13 protein-coding genes and 1 tRNA gene are annotated in these 17,542 nt (G+C 57.1%); 8 read left to right on the forward strand and 6 right to left on the reverse strand.

Features of this window, described 5'->3' with window-relative positions; translation table 11 throughout:
- The first annotated feature begins 17 nt into the window (after positions 1-17).
- From AC0V6Q_RS01105 to AC0V6Q_RS01115, 3 genes are all read left to right on the forward strand, one after another.
- Positions 18-1,247 carry a saccharopine dehydrogenase family protein gene (locus AC0V6Q_RS01105; RefSeq protein WP_486166603.1) on the forward strand — a complete coding sequence of 410 codons (1,230 nt, stop codon included), beginning with the start codon at positions 18-20 and terminating at the stop codon, positions 1,245-1,247.
- 133 nt (positions 1,248-1,380) lie between these two features.
- Positions 1,381-3,249: a DUF1800 domain-containing protein gene (locus AC0V6Q_RS01110; RefSeq protein ID WP_486166604.1), complete on the forward strand. Its 1,869-nt coding sequence runs from the start codon at positions 1,381-1,383 to the stop codon at positions 3,247-3,249.
- A 10-nt stretch (positions 3,250-3,259) separates the two neighbouring features.
- Complete coding sequence (locus tag AC0V6Q_RS01115; RefSeq protein ID WP_486166605.1) at positions 3,260-4,678, forward strand: DUF1501 domain-containing protein; 1,419 nt, start codon at positions 3,260-3,262, stop codon at positions 4,676-4,678.
- Between the two features lie 241 nt (positions 4,679-4,919).
- Here the strand turns inward: AC0V6Q_RS01115 and AC0V6Q_RS01120 are convergent, their stop codons facing one another.
- Positions 4,920-5,615 carry a Crp/Fnr family transcriptional regulator gene (locus AC0V6Q_RS01120; RefSeq protein WP_486166606.1) on the reverse strand — a complete coding sequence of 232 codons (696 nt, stop codon included), beginning with the start codon at positions 5,613-5,615 and terminating at the stop codon, positions 4,920-4,922.
- A gap of 119 nt (positions 5,616-5,734) precedes the next feature.
- On the opposite strand from AC0V6Q_RS01120, the gene AC0V6Q_RS01125 reads away from it, so the two are divergent.
- From AC0V6Q_RS01125 to AC0V6Q_RS01135, 3 genes are read left to right on the forward strand one after another with little or no spacing between them, the layout of a single operon-like run.
- Entirely contained in the window at positions 5,735-6,409 is a 675-nt protein-coding gene (locus tag AC0V6Q_RS01125) for a hypothetical protein (RefSeq protein ID WP_486166607.1), read from the forward strand.
- Positions 6,402-7,349, forward strand: a complete 948-nt coding sequence (locus tag AC0V6Q_RS01130) for a hypothetical protein (protein WP_486166608.1) — start codon at positions 6,402-6,404, stop codon at positions 7,347-7,349. The genes AC0V6Q_RS01125 and AC0V6Q_RS01130 overlap by 8 nt, the downstream gene beginning before the upstream one ends.
- Positions 7,346-8,992, forward strand: coding sequence for a Dyp-type peroxidase (locus AC0V6Q_RS01135; protein ID WP_486166609.1), 1,647 nt, complete (start codon positions 7,346-7,348; stop codon positions 8,990-8,992). The genes AC0V6Q_RS01130 and AC0V6Q_RS01135 overlap by 4 nt, the downstream gene beginning before the upstream one ends.
- A gap of 6 nt (positions 8,993-8,998) precedes the next feature.
- On the opposite strand, the gene AC0V6Q_RS01140 is transcribed toward AC0V6Q_RS01135, so the two are convergent.
- The 3 genes from AC0V6Q_RS01140 to AC0V6Q_RS01150 form a co-directional block, all read right to left on the reverse strand.
- Positions 8,999-10,300, reverse strand: coding sequence for a cytochrome P450 (locus AC0V6Q_RS01140; protein ID WP_486166610.1), 1,302 nt, complete (start codon positions 10,298-10,300; stop codon positions 8,999-9,001).
- 52 nt (positions 10,301-10,352) lie between these two features.
- Positions 10,353-13,439 (reverse strand): AAA family ATPase, encoded by a 3,087-nt coding sequence (locus AC0V6Q_RS01145; protein ID WP_486166611.1) that lies wholly within the window; start codon positions 13,437-13,439, stop codon positions 10,353-10,355.
- A gap of 284 nt (positions 13,440-13,723) precedes the next feature.
- Positions 13,724-13,799 (reverse strand) — tRNA-Thr (locus AC0V6Q_RS01150).
- Positions 13,800-13,816: 17 nt separating this feature from the next.
- Here AC0V6Q_RS01150 and AC0V6Q_RS01155 point away from each other — a divergent pair.
- Entirely contained in the window at positions 13,817-14,416 is a 600-nt protein-coding gene (locus AC0V6Q_RS01155) for an NINE protein (protein ID WP_486166612.1), read from the forward strand.
- A 115-nt stretch (positions 14,417-14,531) separates the two neighbouring features.
- Here AC0V6Q_RS01155 and AC0V6Q_RS01160 read toward each other — a convergent pair whose 3' ends face one another.
- Together AC0V6Q_RS01160 and AC0V6Q_RS01165 are read right to left on the reverse strand one after the other, a co-directional pair.
- Positions 14,532-15,434 (reverse strand): hypothetical protein, encoded by a 903-nt coding sequence (locus AC0V6Q_RS01160; protein ID WP_486166613.1) that lies wholly within the window; start codon positions 15,432-15,434, stop codon positions 14,532-14,534.
- Positions 15,434-16,759: a replication-associated recombination protein A gene (locus AC0V6Q_RS01165; protein ID WP_486166614.1), complete on the reverse strand. Its 1,326-nt coding sequence runs from the start codon at positions 16,757-16,759 to the stop codon at positions 15,434-15,436. Before AC0V6Q_RS01165 ends, AC0V6Q_RS01160 begins: the two co-directional genes overlap by 1 nt.
- Before the next feature lie 116 nt (positions 16,760-16,875).
- Here AC0V6Q_RS01165 and AC0V6Q_RS01170 point away from each other — a divergent pair, with 116 nt between their 5' ends.
- A complete protein-coding gene (locus AC0V6Q_RS01170) occupies positions 16,876-17,529 on the forward strand; it encodes a PadR family transcriptional regulator (RefSeq protein WP_486166615.1) in 654 nt (217 codons plus the stop codon).
- Positions 17,530-17,542: the final 13 nt, after the last annotated feature.

Consider the following 17,542-nt stretch of genomic DNA (forward strand, 5'->3'; position numbering starts at 1 on the left):
GCCAGTTAAGGACCACCATGAGCGCCTCCAAGTTCGATCTCGTCATCTTTGGTGCCACCAGCTTTGTGGGCGAGATCACCGTTGAATACATTTTTGATAAATATGGCGCGGATGGCCCCGTCCGTTGGGCGGTTGCAGGACGATCCGAGGCAAAGCTTGCCAAGCTTAAGGAGACCTTGGGGAGCGCGGCCAAGGACTTGCCCACCATCCTTGCCAATTCCGATGATGAGGCCAGCCTTGAGGCGATGTGTGACCAAACGCGGCTGGTGATTTCCACGGTAGGTCCATACGCCCTATACGGTGACAATTTGGTCAAAGTCTGCGCGGCATCAGGCACCCATTACTGTGACCTCACCGGAGAGACACAGTGGATCGCGGCCATGCAAGAGGCGCATGAAGACGCCGCCAAGAAGAGTGGCGCACTTATCGTCCATTCCTGCGGCTTCGACTCCATACCCTCGGACATGGGTGTTCATTTCCTGCAAGAGCAGGTCGAACAAGAATTCGGCCACACTTGCGAGCAGGTCGAAATGGGCGTTCAGGCAGCCAAAGGCGGTTTAAGCGGGGGCACAGCGGCGAGCCTTGTCAACGTTCTCAAAGAAGCACAGGCTGATCCTTCACTGCGCAAGAAACTCGCGGATCATTATCTGCTTTGCCCAAAGGGTCATGGCTTCACCGCCAAACAGGAAGAACGCGCGCGCTATTATTCGGATGCTCTCGAAAGCTGGTGCGCGCCCTTTGTGATGGCCGCGATCAACACGCGCAATGTGCACCGCTCCAACGCGTTGCAAGACAATCGCTACGGCGAAAATTTCCGCTACAGCGAATATACCATGACCGGAGATGGCTTTAAAGGCAGCCTTGGTTCAATCGGTATGACGGCGGGAATGGGCGTATTTATGGGCGTGCTTGCCCTTGGCCCCACACGCAGTCTCGCAGAGAAGTTTTTGCTGCCCAAGCCGGGCGAAGGTCCATCGCCAGAGGACCAAAAGAACGGCTTTTACAAGCTTTTGTTCGCAGGCACTTTGCCGGGCGGGGAAGTGCGCCGTGTGCGCGTTACGGGAGACCGCGACCCGGGCTATGGCTCGACCGCGAAAATGCTTGCCGAGGCGGCCTTGTGCATTCTGGACACCGCCGAGGGTGGAGAGGCGAAGGGCGGTTTTTGGACGCCTTCGTCCCTGATGGGCGGGGCTTTGCGCAAACGCCTGAGCGACAATGCAGGGCTGACATTCGAGGTGGTCCAGTAGCGGCGGTGCGAATTGGCTTGATCACCCTAACTGCCGCGACATCGGGTCAATTGGCCGTACCGCGATTTGACTAACGGTACGAGCTTGGGCACATTCAATTGTGCGCGGGTCGTAGCGCCACAGGAGAAGTGATTTGACCAATCACGAGCAGCTAGATCTGCAAGACTGGTCTGAACTCGAATACGAGGCAGACGACGCCCCCAACCATGGGACCGGGCACGACACGGATCGTGATCCTCAGGAAAAATCCCCGAGCAAAACCTCACTCGCGGCCGTTTCAACAATCGCTCTCGCGTCTGCGGCATGTGGTGGGGGAGGAGGCTCTGGGGGTGGAGGAACACCGCCGCCGACCGGAGGAGGGGGATCGCCCGCTCCAACCGCTCTGACCCCTGATACCGATGCCCAGGCGGCGCGTTTTGCATTGCAAGCGGGCCTTTCCGTATCGACCGGCGATATTCTTGAGATGCGCTCTGAAGGGTATGAGCGTTGGCTCGATAACGAAATCAATCAGCCGATTGAACGAAGCGCGCAGCAATTCCTGTCAGACATCGGCTTTGAAGCAATCGATGCGGAGCAATGGTTCTTCCGTTCTGACCCTGCCGACTATATGATCTGGAACCAGTTGCTGACCGGTTCCAACTCGGTGCGCAAACGCGTGGCCCTCGCCCTGAGCGAGTTCTTCGTTGTTTCCGTGAACAATATCCAGATTTGGCCGAGCACTTCGATCGGGGCTTATTGGGATATCCTCAAAGAAGGCGCGTTCGGCAATTTCCGCGATATGCTTGAGGCGATCACCTTGAACGCAGGGATGGGTGTGTTCCTCAATACGCTCGGCAACCAAAAGGCGGACCCTGCGACCGGGCGCGTTCCTGATGAGAACTACGCACGCGAAGTCATGCAGCTGTTTTCCATCGGCCTGTTCGAGCTCAATATTGACGGGACGGAACGGTTGGATGGATCGGGCAATCCGATCGAGACCTATGACAATGACGATGTCACCGGCATCGCAAAGGTCTTCACCGGCTACAATTATAGCTACGAAGGCAATATCACCTTCCAGAGCCCGCCTGACCGGCCCAATCTGAACATTCCCGAAGCGCGCCTTTTGCGCAATCCGATGACCGCGAACAGCTTCTTCCAGATACCCAATCGCGGGGATCAACATTCGATGGAAGAGAAGAGCTTTCTTGGCGTCACCATCCCGCCAGGGACCGGCGCGCAGGAGAGTTTGCGGATCGCGATGGATACTCTGTTCAATCATCCCAATGTTGGCCCGTTCTTCGGCAAACAGATGATCCAGCGGTTGGTCACCAGCAATCCGTCGCCTGCCTATGTTCAGCGCGTTGCGGAAGTGTTCAACAACAATGGCTCGGGTGTGCGCGGCGATTTAAGGGCCGTGTTCAAGGCGATCCTACTCGATGATGAGGCATTGTCACAGCAATCCCTTGCAGACCCGACCTTTGGCAAATTGCGCGAGCCGATGCTTCGCTTTGCGCAGTGGGGGCGGACCTTTGGTGCGCGTTCGGAAACCACAGCGTGGTTGATGCGCGATTTGTCTGATCGCTCGCGCTTCCTGAGCCAATCGCCGCTGCGCTCGCCTTCGGTTTTCAATTTCTTCCGTCCGGGTTTTATTCCCGCCAACAGCCAGGCCGCCGAACGCGACCTGCTCGCACCGGAATTCCAGCTGGTGAACGAGACCACTGCAGCATCTTACGTGAACTTTATGGAGCGTACGATTGATGGCCGTGGATTTTGGATGTTCGATATCAAAGCCACCTATCAGGACGAGCTTGAGATCGTCGATGATACCGAAGCTCTTATAGACCGGCTCGACTTGCTTTTGACTGCGGGGCAATTGTCCGATGCCACCAAAACAACGATAGCCGATGCCCTCAATGCGCAGACGGTAACCGCCACCAGCAGCGAGGAGGACAAGCTTGCCCAAGTGCATCGCGCCGTCCTTCTGGTGATGGTGTCCAACGATTATCTGATTCAGCGATAGGAGGGCGGACATGTTTCATATTGGCAAATCCAAAGAAATTTCACGCCGAACCTTTATGCACCGGTCCAGTCAACTGGCCGTTATGGGTGCCGCATCGGGATATGCGATGGGCCTTGCAGGGCTCAGCGATGCCGCGGCATTCGATAACTCAGGCGGCCATAAAGCGCTTGTCTGCGTGTTCCTTTTGGGGGGCAACGATCATGCAAATACGCTGATCCCGTTCGATGTTCCCAACTACGATCGCTATGCCCAGATCAGGGACACAATCGCGATAGGGCGCGATCCGCTCGGTCCCCAGGTTCTGAACCCGCTGCAACCCCAAACGCTGACCGATGATATGCAGCTGGCTTTGGCACCAACAATGCCGCGTTTGAAGGCGCGCTTTGATCAAGGTGTTATGGCACCGCTCCTCAATGTCGGGCCGCTGATTGCACCGATTACAAAGCAGCAGTTTGAAAGCGATGACGTCGCCCGCTTCCCGCGGCCGGCAAAGCTTTTCTCGCACAATGACCAGCAATCGACCTGGCAATCAGGCTCGCCTGAAGGGTCGATTTCGGGCTGGGGAGGGCGGATCGGCGATCTCGCGGCGAGCAGCAACACCAACTCGATGTTCACCGCAATCAACGCAACGGGCAATGCGGTCTTCCTATCCGGCGACCAGATCCAGCCTTACGGAATTTCGTCCAATGGCGCGATCACTGTGAGGGCTTTGGACCGAAGGCTCTATGGCTCGCAAGCTGCCAGCGATGCGTTGAGAACTCTGCTGACGCAGGGCAACGGCCATGTGTTCGGCAATGACTATGCAATGGCCAATGCACGCTCGATCCAGTTCTCCGGCTTTATCGAGGATGCGGTTTCCAATGTCAGCCTGAACACCCAGTTCGGCGACAGCAGCCTTGCAAGCCAGCTGGAAATCGTCGCGCAACTAATTGCCGCTCGCGGGTCTCTGGGTGTGACACGGCAGGTGTTCCTCGTTTCGACCGGCGGCTTTGATAATCACGACGGTTTAATCGGCACTCACGAAGGGCTTTTGGCAGGCGTGGATGCTGCGATGGACGAATTCTATCGCGCGATGGAGGAAATCGGCGCGGCCGAGCAGGTCACCGCCTTTACGGCTTCCGATTTCGGGCGCACGCTTGCGTCTAACGGTGACGGGTCAGATCATGGATGGGGTGGGCACCACTTCATTCTGGGCGGCGCGGTCAACGGTGGGCAGTTCTATGGAACCGCGCCGCAAATCTCTGTCGATGCCGACGATCAGGTCGGGCGGGGCAGGCTTCTGCCTTCAACCTCGGTCGATGAATACTCGGCGACTTTGGCGAAGTGGCTCGGGGTTGAGTCCGGCGAGATACCGATCATCTCGCCCAATATCGGCAATTTCAATTCGCCCGATCTTGGCTTTATGCGCACCAGCGTTCCAGCCGGTTGATCGCTTCGAAAAGGGGGAGTTGGCCGTGCGCCGGCTCTCCCCTTTTTCAAGAAAAATGATCCGTAAAATCCCATAAGTGTTTTTATGCACATTGCTAAGCCGTGGAGCTGGGTATCAGGCTGCTCATGGGCCACGAGTTCCTGGCCCAAGCGACCCGAAGCCTTGGCTCCCCGTTTATCGGGGAGCTTTTTTTTGCTTGCTCAAATCGCCAAATTTCCCAGAATTCTCATATCGCGCGCTCTCAAACGTCTTCGCACTGATCCATCAAGCCGTTGATGTCGGGGATCACAAGGTTGCGGCCTTGTTTTTGCAAGAGGCCAAGCTGGGTCAGTTCGCTGATTGCTCGTGTGATCGTTTCGCGTTGCCCGCCCACTGTGGCGGCCCATTCGGCATGGGTCGGGGGATTGCGCAGCACAATCTCGTCCCCTTCGCTGTTCTGCTCCATCGCGGTTCGGATAAGCTCGGTATAGAACCGCATTTTCACAGAGCTTGCCGTGGTTTCGTAAATGCGATCCGAAAGGTCCCGTATCCGTCCGGCGAGATCACGCAAAAGCGCCTCGTTGACGCTCGGGATCGTTTGCATCAGCGCCAGAAATGCAGAGCCGCTGAGACGGCCCATAGTCACCGGCGAAAGCGCGACAATATTCACTGATCGTGGCTGCCCATCGAAGACGGCGAGCTCTCCCACGTAGGAATAGGCTGGTAGCCGGCGATAGCTGATCTCGCGCCCGGCCAACGAATAGCGGTTGGCCAGCGCCTGCCCTTCGAGCAGAAGAAAGACGTCTGTGTCGCGCGCCTCATGGGCGATAATTGTCTCTCCGCGCTCGAATCGGACGATAGAGATTTTGTCCAATACAGTTTGAAGATCTTCATCGCTTAGATTTTCAAAGATACTGAAAAGGCGCAGCTTCTCTTCGAGTTTATTGTCTGAGTTCATGTAAGGGGCCCCCATTGCCCCGATCTCACTTGCCAGATGGCCTCATCCTATGGAATGGTGCGATAGGGTAGTAAAAGAGGGGGGACCACGTGTCCAATGTTGCTGGAAAAGCATATGGGATGATTGTGATCACCCCATTGGCCAAGCGCTTGGGATGGACCAATAAATGGGTCTTTCGCTTTGGCCGCAGCTTCCCTGGTATCTTGGCCGGGTTGATCGGGCTCAAATTCATCCATTTTGCGCGCTGGGTTATCATTCCCAAGGATGCATGGCCCACGCTTTCTGACGAGTGTGAGAAGCTTGACCGGGACACCATGCTGTTCCTGTCGAATTTTAACGGGACATGGGACCAGTATATCGACGCGTTTTCTGACGGGATTCCAACCGGGCTCGATCTGTTCTGGTACAAGAACGCGCGCTACCCCGGGTCTGTCCCGATCACCCCGTTCAAACAGTATATTCGCGCGAATCAGATCAATTGCGACTTCTACTACAACGCGACCCCCGGTGCGGCGTACCGCGATGTGGTGTCAGCCCTGCGTGTCAAAAGCGCGCTGATCGAGCTTGAAGATATCTACCGCGACCCTGAGACCGCGCCGGAGACATTTGCGAAAGCGTACCGGGCAAAGCTGAAAGTCATTCAAAATGACCTGACCACACAAGGCTTTTCGCCGGTCGCCTCGACTTCGACTGACCGTGCCGAAGAGCATCGCCGACAATTCAACGCTCTCCAGAACAAGTTTAACGAGGTCTGGCAAAGAGAGCATAATCCTGAGGGAGTTGGTGATGCCTAGTATTGATGGCGGATATTACTTTCTTACAGTGCTGGCGCCGGTGCGCTGTGCATGGGCCAACGGGGAAGAGAACGAGCGCGCGGCGCCGATCATCGAACTGCGTCAGAAGCTCGCGCAGATGCCAACCGCGATGCAGACCCCCCACACTCACAAAAGCGGCGAGATCAGCGCGTTTTCAAAATCCACTCGCACCCATTTCGCCCGTTTTTCGGTGATCGATCGCCTCGGCTATAATGGCTATGAGGCCGCCGATCCGGTGTTCGAGACTATAAATCTGGCAAAACCAAGCCTTGCCCGGACCGAGTTATCGAGCCCCTATCTCCTGTTCGCAGCGGAATTCGACGCACCTGGCGGTTCGCGCAATTTCGACCTTGCTGTCTATTTGCGCGAATTGTGGGATGTTATGAAAGAGGATCTGGTCGAGATCTTCTCCAATTGCGTGGCATTCGATCCGGAGGAAATCACCACCGCTGCCGACTTCATCGAATATATCAAGAAGTGCGAGATTGAGACGACAATGCCGTTCAATTTCTACTGGTCCGAACCGCCTAAGAACCTGCCGACCCTGACCATCAAAGGGCTCGCTGCCGGGGGTGTATTCACCGGCGCTATCATGGCGATGGTGTTCTATGCGCTGTTTGCAGGCTTCGGCCTGTATCTTGCGATCCCTGCGGCATTGATCGCCTTTCTCGGGGGTGCAATCGGCTTTGTTTCCATGCGGTTCAAGAAATATGGCGACAGACCGTTTCCCGCGCCCCCTGATGCAGACCTGATGTCGGTCCTCAAAGGACTTCACGTTCAAAACACATTCGGTCAATTCGTGGTCGAGAAACAAGGGGCAGATGTGGCCGACCTACACGCGGCCTTTGGCCAATATCTTGATGAAAACCAGCTGCAAAAACCAGAGCCGCACCATCCGGCCGGACAGGTTTATCCATGAGCATAGTTGGCGATAACGAACGCATCGCACTGCGGCTGGCCGATATTCAGGGCAATATCCTCAACGCATATGGCAAGCAGGGATTTCCCAAGGGGCGTGCCATTTTCCTGCATGTGGATGACGGGGAAAAGGGCCGGGCGTTCCTCGAAAAATTCTATGACCGGGTGACCACAGCGGTCCGTTGGAAAAGCGATAACCCATACGCGCCAAAGGCCGAAACCAGTGCGCCCGAAAGGCCGCCTGTTACACTGAACTTTGCCTTCACATTCGACGGGCTCGCAGCGCTTGGCGTGCCGATCAAAACGCTTTCCATGATGCCCGCAGAATTCCTTCAGGGGATGCGCGCGCGGGCGCCCATATTGGGGGACACATCACCCAAGGGTGCGCTTGATCGCTGGGACGATGTCTGGAAGGACGAAACCGAGGCAGGGGGCGCGAATGCGGTGCATATTATGGCGCTGCTAAACTCCAAGATGAACCCGGTCACAGGCAATCCCGTCCCCGAAATGGACGAGCTTACCGAAGAGATCCGCAGCGAATGCAATGCAAAGGGCGGTGTGCGCATCCTGAAAGGGCACGGCGTTGGTGCCGAAGACTATCAGGATATGAGCGCGCGGCTGATGCAGGACCCGCAGACCGGGCATTTCAAGCCTGTTCCGCTTGAACACTTCGGCTATGTCGACGGGATCAGCGACCCCGTTTTCGAAGGCCAGTTTCCGCCCGAAGACGAAGCGGTGCGCAAAGTCGGCAATGGCAAGTTTACAGGCGAGCTAAATACCACAGAAGAGATCGAGGACGAGGCCAATTGGGAGCCGCTTGCCACTGGGGAATTCCTGCTAGGCTATCCAGACGAGGCCAAGGAAATGCCGCCGGCAGCACGGCCAAACCTGTTCAGCACCAATGGCACCTTTATGGCGTATCGCAAGCTTCAGGAAAACGTTGAAGATTTCGATGCCTACATCGACAAAACCGTGCCAGAATTTGCAAAAGTCTATGGCATCGAAGACGAGAGCGAGGCGCGCGCGACCTTGCTCGCGAAATTCTCCGGTCGCTGGCAGGACGGCGTGCCTCTGGCGCTTGCGAAAAACCATGACGAGTGGGTCGAATTCAACGCGCGCTACAAGGATGACGTGACGAAGCGAAAAAAGCTCTCGCGGTTTATCTATGCCGATGACGAGCACGGTGCGGCATGTCCGGCAAGCTCGCACACACGGCGCGTTCATCCGCGCGATATGCTTGGGCCAACGCCGGGAAGCGGGACCATCCTTGTCAACCGCAGGCGCATTTTGCGCCGCGGCCTCCCTTACGATGCGACCAATGACAATGGTGAGCGGGAACGCGGGATTGTGATGCTGATTTGCTGCGCCAGTCTGGAGCGGCAATTTGAATTCGTGCAGCAGCAATGGATTAATTACGGCATGGATTCCAATGCCGGTAATGATACGTGCCCGATGCTTGGTTCGCGCCCGGTGGATGATCTCAAATTTGTGATCCCCAATGACCCCGATGCCAATGGGGAGGGTGCGCCATATATCTGCTCCAAGCTCCCGCAATTTGTGGAGACCAAGGGCGGCGCCTATTTCTTTGTGCCTAGTATGACGAGCCTCAGGATGATTTCGATCGGAGTGATCGACCCGACGTAAAGGGCGTTAGGTGTAGTGCACCCATAGACTGCTGGGGAAGGGCCCAAATGTGGTCATCTTGCCCTCATCGCCAGGCGCACGGCGGATATTGTCCAGCTCCAATAAAGCTTTGAAAGTCTGCGTGATTTGCGCGTAGGCAAGCGGCGCGCCGATGCACCAGTGAAGCCCAAAGCCCATGAGCATGGAATCGTTGCGTTTGCGGCGCGGGTCATAAACCTTGGGGTTTGGGATCCTGCGCGGATCATGCATGGCAGATTGGGTCGAGACGACCAGATTGGTGCCCTTCTTTATCAGCTTTTCACGGCGGGTACCCGCTGCGATGACAACATCCTGCCCTGCCACACGGAAGGGGCCAGGATTAATCGGCCAAAAGCGCATGGCTTCAAACAGGCAACCTTGCAGCAGAGCATCATCTCCGTCGCGCGCTGCATGACGGGCCTGTCTCATCCAGTCAGGCTTGCTCAAAAGCAATTCCAGCATGTGTCCTGAAGCCATGGTGTTTGTCGGAACGAAGCCTGTAATCATGCCCAGCATGATACCCCTGATCACATTGTCAGGCATGGCGTCAGGGTCTTCTTTTTGCCGCTGAACGAACCGTGCGACCACAGTGTCGCCCGTCGGACCTGCCTGCGCTCTGTCGATGGCTTCGTCGACAATCGGGCGGACCTGGGTGGAGGCTTCGATCGCGACTTTCTCCAACTCGGGATCGTTTGACGGGTCCCCGAACATGTAACAGCTCATCGCTATGGTCCAGCGCGCGAAGTTCTCTTTGTCCTCGATCTTGAGGCCATAATATTCTTCGCAAATCCGGGTGGGAACCATGGTCAAAAGCTGCGAGATCGCATCGATCTTGCCGCCGCCTTCATCCAGCAAGCGTTTGGCTTCGATATAGGCGAATGGCGCGATCAAATCTTCGTTGTCTTCGCGCGGGAAGGCGTTGACGATCTCCTTGTGCATTGCTTGATACGCGTCGCTGTCCGCCATGCCGAGAACGAAGTTTGGCCCTGCGGCAACCTTCTTCATCTTTTCGCCAAACGGCACAGCCACAGCCTTGTCGTTTTGCAGAGCCTCGGCCACGTCGTCATAGCGCGTGATGATCGCCCAATTGCCGATTTTGGCGATGGGCCAATAGCGGCGCAAAAATGCCATGATGCCAAAGGGGCGGCGGATGAAATACTGGGTAATTCGGGAAGCAAGCCCGTCAGATTTCAGAACCGCAGGATCAAACAGTTCCCTCGTCTGACCAGGCGAGCCACCGGCCAATCCGCCTTGCTGCTCTGCATGTTCTAGCGTCGCCGCATCACCCATATTGTCCCCCACACAAATATTCGCACCTTAGACAATTAAGCTTGCGCCCTGTCTATTGGGGCAGTCTACTTGAAATCCCGTGGGTTTCCCATAGCTGCGTGTTCAATTTTGAACACAGGACGGCATTTTGTTCGTTCGCCCATTTTTTAGCTGACAAAACGGCCTCGGCGGCATCTTCGGCCTTGTTGTCTTTGTGGTCCAATACCGCCTTCAGGCCGTAATATTCTGCAGACATGTGGTGCATGCCATATTCGATGGCCGTATCAATCGACCAGATATTGGCCTCTCTCGCCTTGTCCAAATCCCCCTGGGCAAGCCATGCAAGGCCCTCCCAATGTTTGAATGTCGGCTGGTAAACGATGCTGCGTGTCAGGCGATATCCGTCAATCGCACCGGAAAGGTTTTGTGCTGCATCAGGCGCGCCTTGCAAGGCATGGTAATGCGCAAGGAAGACCCGCAAGGTGTAATAGAAATAGGGAATTTCATTCGTCTCGCTCAATGCAATATGATCGAGAAAATCCTGTTCCAGCCCGTCATATTCGCCGAGCATCAAGCGGCAGTAATTGCGACCCACGGCCGCAAAGGCGCGGGAGTAGGGTTGGCGAAACTGGATCGAGCGCTGGGTCGCGGCTGTATACAGTTTACGGGTAAGCTCGTCCTCTCCCAAATACACTGCAGCCATCGCGCCATAGGACTTCATCGCAACGTAGAGGTCGTCCACGACAATGTCCTCAGCCACCGAGTCCCCCAGGCGGTCGAGCAATTCGACACCGCTCACAAGGTCGCCGACGCATTGCTTGTAATTGCCAAGCGCAAAGCTTGCGATGCCGCGGCTGCGATATCCGATCAGCCGCCAGGTATCATCGTCGAACTCATCGCCTAACGACAGCATCTCGGCGCCGCGGTCCTGTGTCGCCTGAATTTTACTGAGCTGAAGGTCATAGGCTTGCTGACCATGCATTGCGGCCAGCAGTTTCGCCCTGTCGCCGCGTTTTTCCGCAAGGTCCTTTGCGCGCGCAAACACCTCACCGGTTTCCGGATTGGCGTGACCGACCTGTGCCAGAAGGACTTTCCCGAGGGTCAAAAGCAGATCAAGTTCAAGGCGGGCGCGCTCGCTCGGATCGCCAATTTGATTGATGAGCTCGAGCCCGCGTCTCAATCGCGCCTCGGCCTCGTTCATGGCGAAGATCCTAAGGGAATCCTGCCCTGCCAATAGCCAATAGTGAATGGCGCGCGCAGGCTGGTCCGCTTCTTGCGCATAATGGGCCCAACGTTCGGCATCGATCGGGTGCGCGTTGCCGGTATCTTGCTCAAGCGCTTCCAAAAGCCGGGCATTGTATTCGCGCCGTTCTCCCCGAACGAGGGTCGAATAGGCGATTTCCTGAATCAATACGTGGCGGAACTGGTAACCGTCTGTTTCGCCGGGAAGCGCGCTTGTCATGCCTGAACCGTGCAGCATTTCGCAGCCGCGTTCGATCAATGGTGAAAGGTCTGGTGCAACCTTGGCAAGGTCGCTCGCCGTGAATTCGCGCCCGACGACGGATGCGATCTGTGCGATGCGCTTGGCCTCTCCCAGTTGATCAAGCCGCGCCAATAGCGAGTCCTGTAAGGTTTCGGGCAAGGCGAATGTTGATTGAAGCTCGAAACCGTCTGCCACGTTATCTCGGACGTGAGCGTCGGAATCGAGGACCGCTTTGGTCAGCTCTTCGACAAACAGTGCAATCCCGCCGGCCCGCTCCGAAATGGCTTTGACCATCGACGGGGATGCTTGCGCGCCCAAGACCTGATTGATCAGCTCTTGCGATTCAGCAGCGGTGAAGGGAGGCAGTTCGATCCTCGTGATGGCGCTTGCCTTGTCCCAGGTCTCATCGACTTCCGGGCGGCTCGTCATAACGATAAAGACCTGCCCAAGGTCTCTGCGCGCAAGTGCTTTCTCGACAAGATCGCGCGAGCTCGGGTCCGCCCAATGCATATCCTCGATCAGCACAAGTGCGGGCTGGTCGTTGGACAATAAGTCGATCTGATTGATGAGCGCCAGGATCGTCGCCGCGCGCAGTTGGCCCGATGTCATGGCCTGCGCGTCTAACGGTGGATCTGTTGCAATCCCGATCAAGCGGCGGATGAGATGCCGGTCAAGCTCGGTCGTGTCCTTGGCAAGGCGCTCATCCAGTGCTTCCATACACGGTTGGGTTTTGTGGTCGGTGGCCCCTGCAACGTTCCTGAACCGCGTGATGAAGGGGCGAAGCGCCGATTGGCGGCTGTGAGGCGCGCAGAAACACGGGACAAAGGCGATTTTTGAATGGTCGATGGAGTTTACGAAATCAGCGACAAGGCGTGATTTGCCCACGCCCGCTTCGCCCACCACCATACAGGTCTGGTTCGACCCTTGGAGAACAGCCTCCCACATTTCGTGCAGGGCTTTAGTTTGTTCCTCGCGTCCGATAAGCTCGGGACCGCTCCCGCGCAGTGCCCTGAACCGGTCTGTTTCCTGACGGGCCACGACGCCAAATGCGTGCACGTCATCGGTAAAGCCCTTGGCCTCGATAATGCCCAAGTCATCGAGCTTGAACAGGCCGCCGACAAGACGCCTTGTGCGTTCTGCGATGACGCATTGACCAGGTTTTGCATGGGATTGGAGCCGCGCTGCAAGGCTGGTGACTTTGCCAACCGCGCTGTTGCCGGTGTCGCCTTCCTCGATGCGTCCGACAATGCTGGTGCCTGTCGCAATTCCGACGCGGGCATGTGCTTGCTCCCCGTTGGGTAGCGTGATCCTGGAGACGGCTTCGGTCAGGGCAAGGCCTGACAAAATGGCACATTCGGCTGCATCTTCGCGCGCAACCGGATAGCCAAAATAGATGATCCCGCCATCGCCCACATGTGCCCCGACATAGGCATCGAAGGGACGCACAGCGGCAGAGGCGACATTGTGAAAGTTCGCAATCGCCTCGCGAAAGTCCTCCGGCTCAACGCTTGTCGAAAGCTTTGTGGACCCCACGAGATCGTAGAACAGGACGGTGATCTGGCGGCGCTCGGTTTCAGGCTTGGCGCTTTGCTGCGATGCAGGGGCAAGCTTTGTGCCGCAATTGCTGCAGAACTTATGGCCTTTGAGGCTTTCCTTGTGACATTCCGAGCAACCCATCGGCGTGTGAATAAACCCCAATCGTCCGGTTCAAAAGCGCTTTTTCGATATGCGCCGTTCATCGGGCTTTGCACAGATGCCATTTGGATAGAGCGCGGTCCCGAAATCCGGAGCAAAACTTCAAGCGCACTCGAGATTAAGCTTTTAAAGTCGGCTGGCGCATAGAAAGTAAAGTTCGCTTGAGCTTTGGGTGCCGGAGACTTTGGTGCGACGTGTGGCAAAGCGCACTGCATGTCACACAAGGGTGGGTGGCGCAGATCTGATTTCGGGAGTTATCGGAGAAATGGTGCCGGCTGCAGGAGTCGAACCCGCGGCCTGATGATTACAAATCAACTGCTCTACCAACTGAGCTAAGCCGGCCCATTTCCTTGCAAGAGATGCGTGCGGTCACGCTGTTTCATCTTGCGAAGCGCCCGCTAGCCGCAAAGTGCATGCAATGTCCAGACCCCTTTTGCTTTGAATTGGCAGAACAGGGTTGTTCATTCATCGAAGAACGCCCTCAGATGCTGTTTTACATCCTTGCAATGATGGTCTGCGCGTTACATTTGGGTGCGGGTATAGGGACGGGACCGATGGACGAGCTTCGACAAAAGGAAATCGTATTTGAACGAAACGAGAAGTCGAAGGGTGTCGCTTACCTCCTTTGGCTCCTTTTCGGCTGGCTTGGTGTGCATCGGTTTTATGCAGGCAAAACAGGGTCCGGCCTTGCGCAGCTGCTGTTGTCGCTTTCGGTAGTGGGGCTGGGCGTTACCATTATTTGGTGGCTGATCGACGCCTTTCTGGTCCCGGACATGATCAATCAGCACAATTTGAAGACCATCGACATGATCTATGGCACGGATAAGCCAAAGCCGCAGGAAGAACCGCGGCAGCTTCCCGATGAAACCGATCAGCGGCGGCAAGCGATGCTCGATGACCTGAAGCAGACGGGCTATCGAAAGACGCGTCGCGACGACATCTCACGCCTTTACCGGTAGCGTCCACGCAAGAACGCCAGTGATTGCACAAGCGCGACCGCGCGTCCGCAGCGGGTCCGCAACATCGTGAAGGACGCAAAGCGAGGAGGAAAGCCCGCGCGGGTTTTCGCAATATTCAAAACGCTCCGAAGGTCCAGCCTTCGGTCCAGGCGATTTCTGCGGTCAGGGCGCGCGGTTCCCACCGTTCTGTTTCTTTGGCCGCTTTGCGCAGCCATGCGGCGGTGAGAAGCGCGTCGGAAGAATGATCGTCGATCTCGCCCACTTCGTCCACGGGCGGACACCCCATGGCACCAAGCGCGGCATTAAGGTCGGCATAGGTGAGCAGCTTCGTGCGTGATCCGCTTTTCGCAGCCGCCTCTCGCGAAGCAAGGCCCGTATAGATTTCGACCAGCATCGAACCGCCTTTGCGCAGCCGCCTGTCAGGAATTTTGTCCATCGGCCACACCGGAAGATGCCCCCGCAATTGGTGCAACATGCGCATACCGGTCAGCGAGCTTTTGCCCACTTGCGCCGCGCCAACGAGGTTGAAATTGCTAACCGGACGGCATTTTTGACGCCACTGCGCAATTTCGGCCTCGCGAAAACGGCCCTGCTTGCTGACGGCATCGGGGAGGTGGAAGTGCGCGCCCTCATCATCTTTGCCGTGGCGAAAGTATTTGCGCGCGTCAGGGTGGGTGACAAAGTTGTTCGCGCCCAGATGCGGTTCGGCATCGCAGATCGCGTCGATCAGTGCCCATAGCTTTTTCGCATGACTGGGTGAGCGGTCCCAGCCCGGGAAGAATGCGCCGCAATCGTTGAAGGGAAGGCTGATCCCCAGATCGATTCCCACAAGCGTGTTGACCGGCAAGTCATCGCGCAAGATTTCCAGCACGTCTGTCCGCGAAAATCCGCCCTTGGGTGGTTCGACCAGAACCGGCGCTTCGCCTTCTTTGGTCGCGATTGCGAGTGCGATGCCCTTGTGGCGTTCACCCTTGGCGCCCGACCAATCAATCGCGAGGAAGTGGTCCCAATCGCGCATTATGTCCCTCGCTCCTGGCGAAGCTTGTTCCAATAATCGATGCGCTCTTTCACCTTGCGCTCAAAACCGCGTGTCACCGGTTCATAGAAGGTTTGCGGCGACAATTCGTCTGGCCAGTAATTGTCGCCCGAAAAACCGTCTTCCGCCTCGTGATCATAGGAATATCCCTCGCCGTAACCGATGTCTTTCATCAGCGCGGTGGGTGCGTTGAGTATATTGGCGGGCGGCATCAGGCTCCCCGTTTCGCGCGCGGATTTGAAGGCCGCCTTTTGCGCAGCATAGGCCGCATTCGATTTGGGCGCGGTGGCACAGTAAAGGCACGCTTGAACAATCGCGAGCTCGCCCTCTGGGCTGCCAAGGAATTGGTAGGCGTCTTTGGCAGCAAGGCATTGGGTGAGGGCTTGCGGATCGGCAAGGCCAATATCCTCGCTCGCAAATCGCACTAGGCGGCGAAGGACATAGAGCGGCTCTTCACCGGCGGTCAGCATGCGCGCCATGTAATAGAGCGCGGCCTGCGGGTCGGACCCGCGCAGAGATTTATGCAGCGCGCTGATCAAATTGTAATGCCCGTCGCGGTCCTTGTCATAGACGGCAACGCGGCGCTGCAGGAATGTGCTGAGGCCCTTGGGATCAAGCGCCTCGGGAAGATTGGCGTTATACAGCGTCTCTGCCTGCCCCAAAAGAAACCGCCCGTCTCCGTCCGCGCTTGCGACCAAAGCGGCGCGCGCGTCATCGGTGAGGGGGAGGGGGCCTTCCAATTCTTCAGCGCGGGTGAGCAAAGCGCCCAAGGCCTCATGCCCCAAGCGTTCAAGGATCAGCACCTGCGCGCGGCTCAAAAGCGCTGCGTTCAGGGCGAAGCTGGGGTTCTCGGTGGTTGCACCTACCAAAGTCACGGTGCCGCGTTCAACGAAGGGCAAAAACCCGTCCTGCTGCGCGCGGTTGAAGCGGTGGATTTCGTCCACGAACAGCAAGGTCTTCTGCCCCGCGCTCGCCATCTTGTCCGCTTCGGCAAAGGCTTTTTTGAGGTCGGCAACCCCTGAAAAAACAGCGCTAATCGACTGAAACCGCATGCCAACGCTCGCCGCAAGCAACCGGGCAATGCTGGTTTTGCCAGTGCCCGGTGGCCCCCAAAGGATCATGCTCGCAAGCTTGCCCGCTGCGACCATACGCCCGATCGCGCCTTCGGGACCGGTCAGATGCTCCTGTCCGATAACGTCCGAAAGCGCGCGCGGGCGCAAACGGTCAGCCAGCGGGGCATCATTACCCGGCCCATTTCGGGTCTCCGAAACAGCCTGTGGAGGTTCATCTGCAAACAAATCAGCCATTCGCAGACCGGCATAAGCCGTTCGTCGGGAAATGCCAGATTGTTAGGTACGCCCTCTTGAACGGTGGCCTCAAAGATATATCTTTAGACGCATAAGAACTATCAGGAGTATTCTTAATGACGTGGAATGGTAGAAACGGCGGCTGGGAAAAACTCGGTCCCATGATCGCGATGATGGCGGCTTCGGCCGCTTCGGATTGGGACAGCAGCGAACGCCGTTCGCGTCGCAAAGCCACCGATTGGCACGACGGACCAAGCCGGAGAGGGGCGGGCCGCAAACGCCGTGGCCGTATGTTCGGCACAGGCGAACTGCGCCTCGCATTGCTTGCCTTGATCGCACGCGAACCGCGCCACGGCTATGAGCTGATCCGCGCAATCGAAGACATGACCGGTGGCAGCTATGCCCCGTCGCCTGGCGCGGTCTATCCGACATTGCAACTGCTCGAGGAGGAAGGCCTTATCAAGCCTGCCAAAGCCAAGTCGAGCGACGACGGCGAAAGCGGCGGCAAGAAGCCTTTCAAAGTGACCAAATCGGGCAAGGCCGAGCTCGCAGATCGAGCTGACGAAGTAGCGCAAGTGATGGAGCGCCTTGGCGAACATGGCGAGCGTACAGAGCGCATCAAAGAGAAGTCCCCCGACCTCTTCCGCGCAATGGCCAACCTTGGCACGGTGCTCAAAAACCGCGCGAAAGCCGGAAAGCTGGACCAGGCTGCGATCAACGAAATCGTCGACATAATCGACGAGGTCGCCAAGCGCATTGAGCGCATGTGATCGCGTATCAACC

This window comes from Erythrobacter sp. S227 (assembly GCF_057364925.1).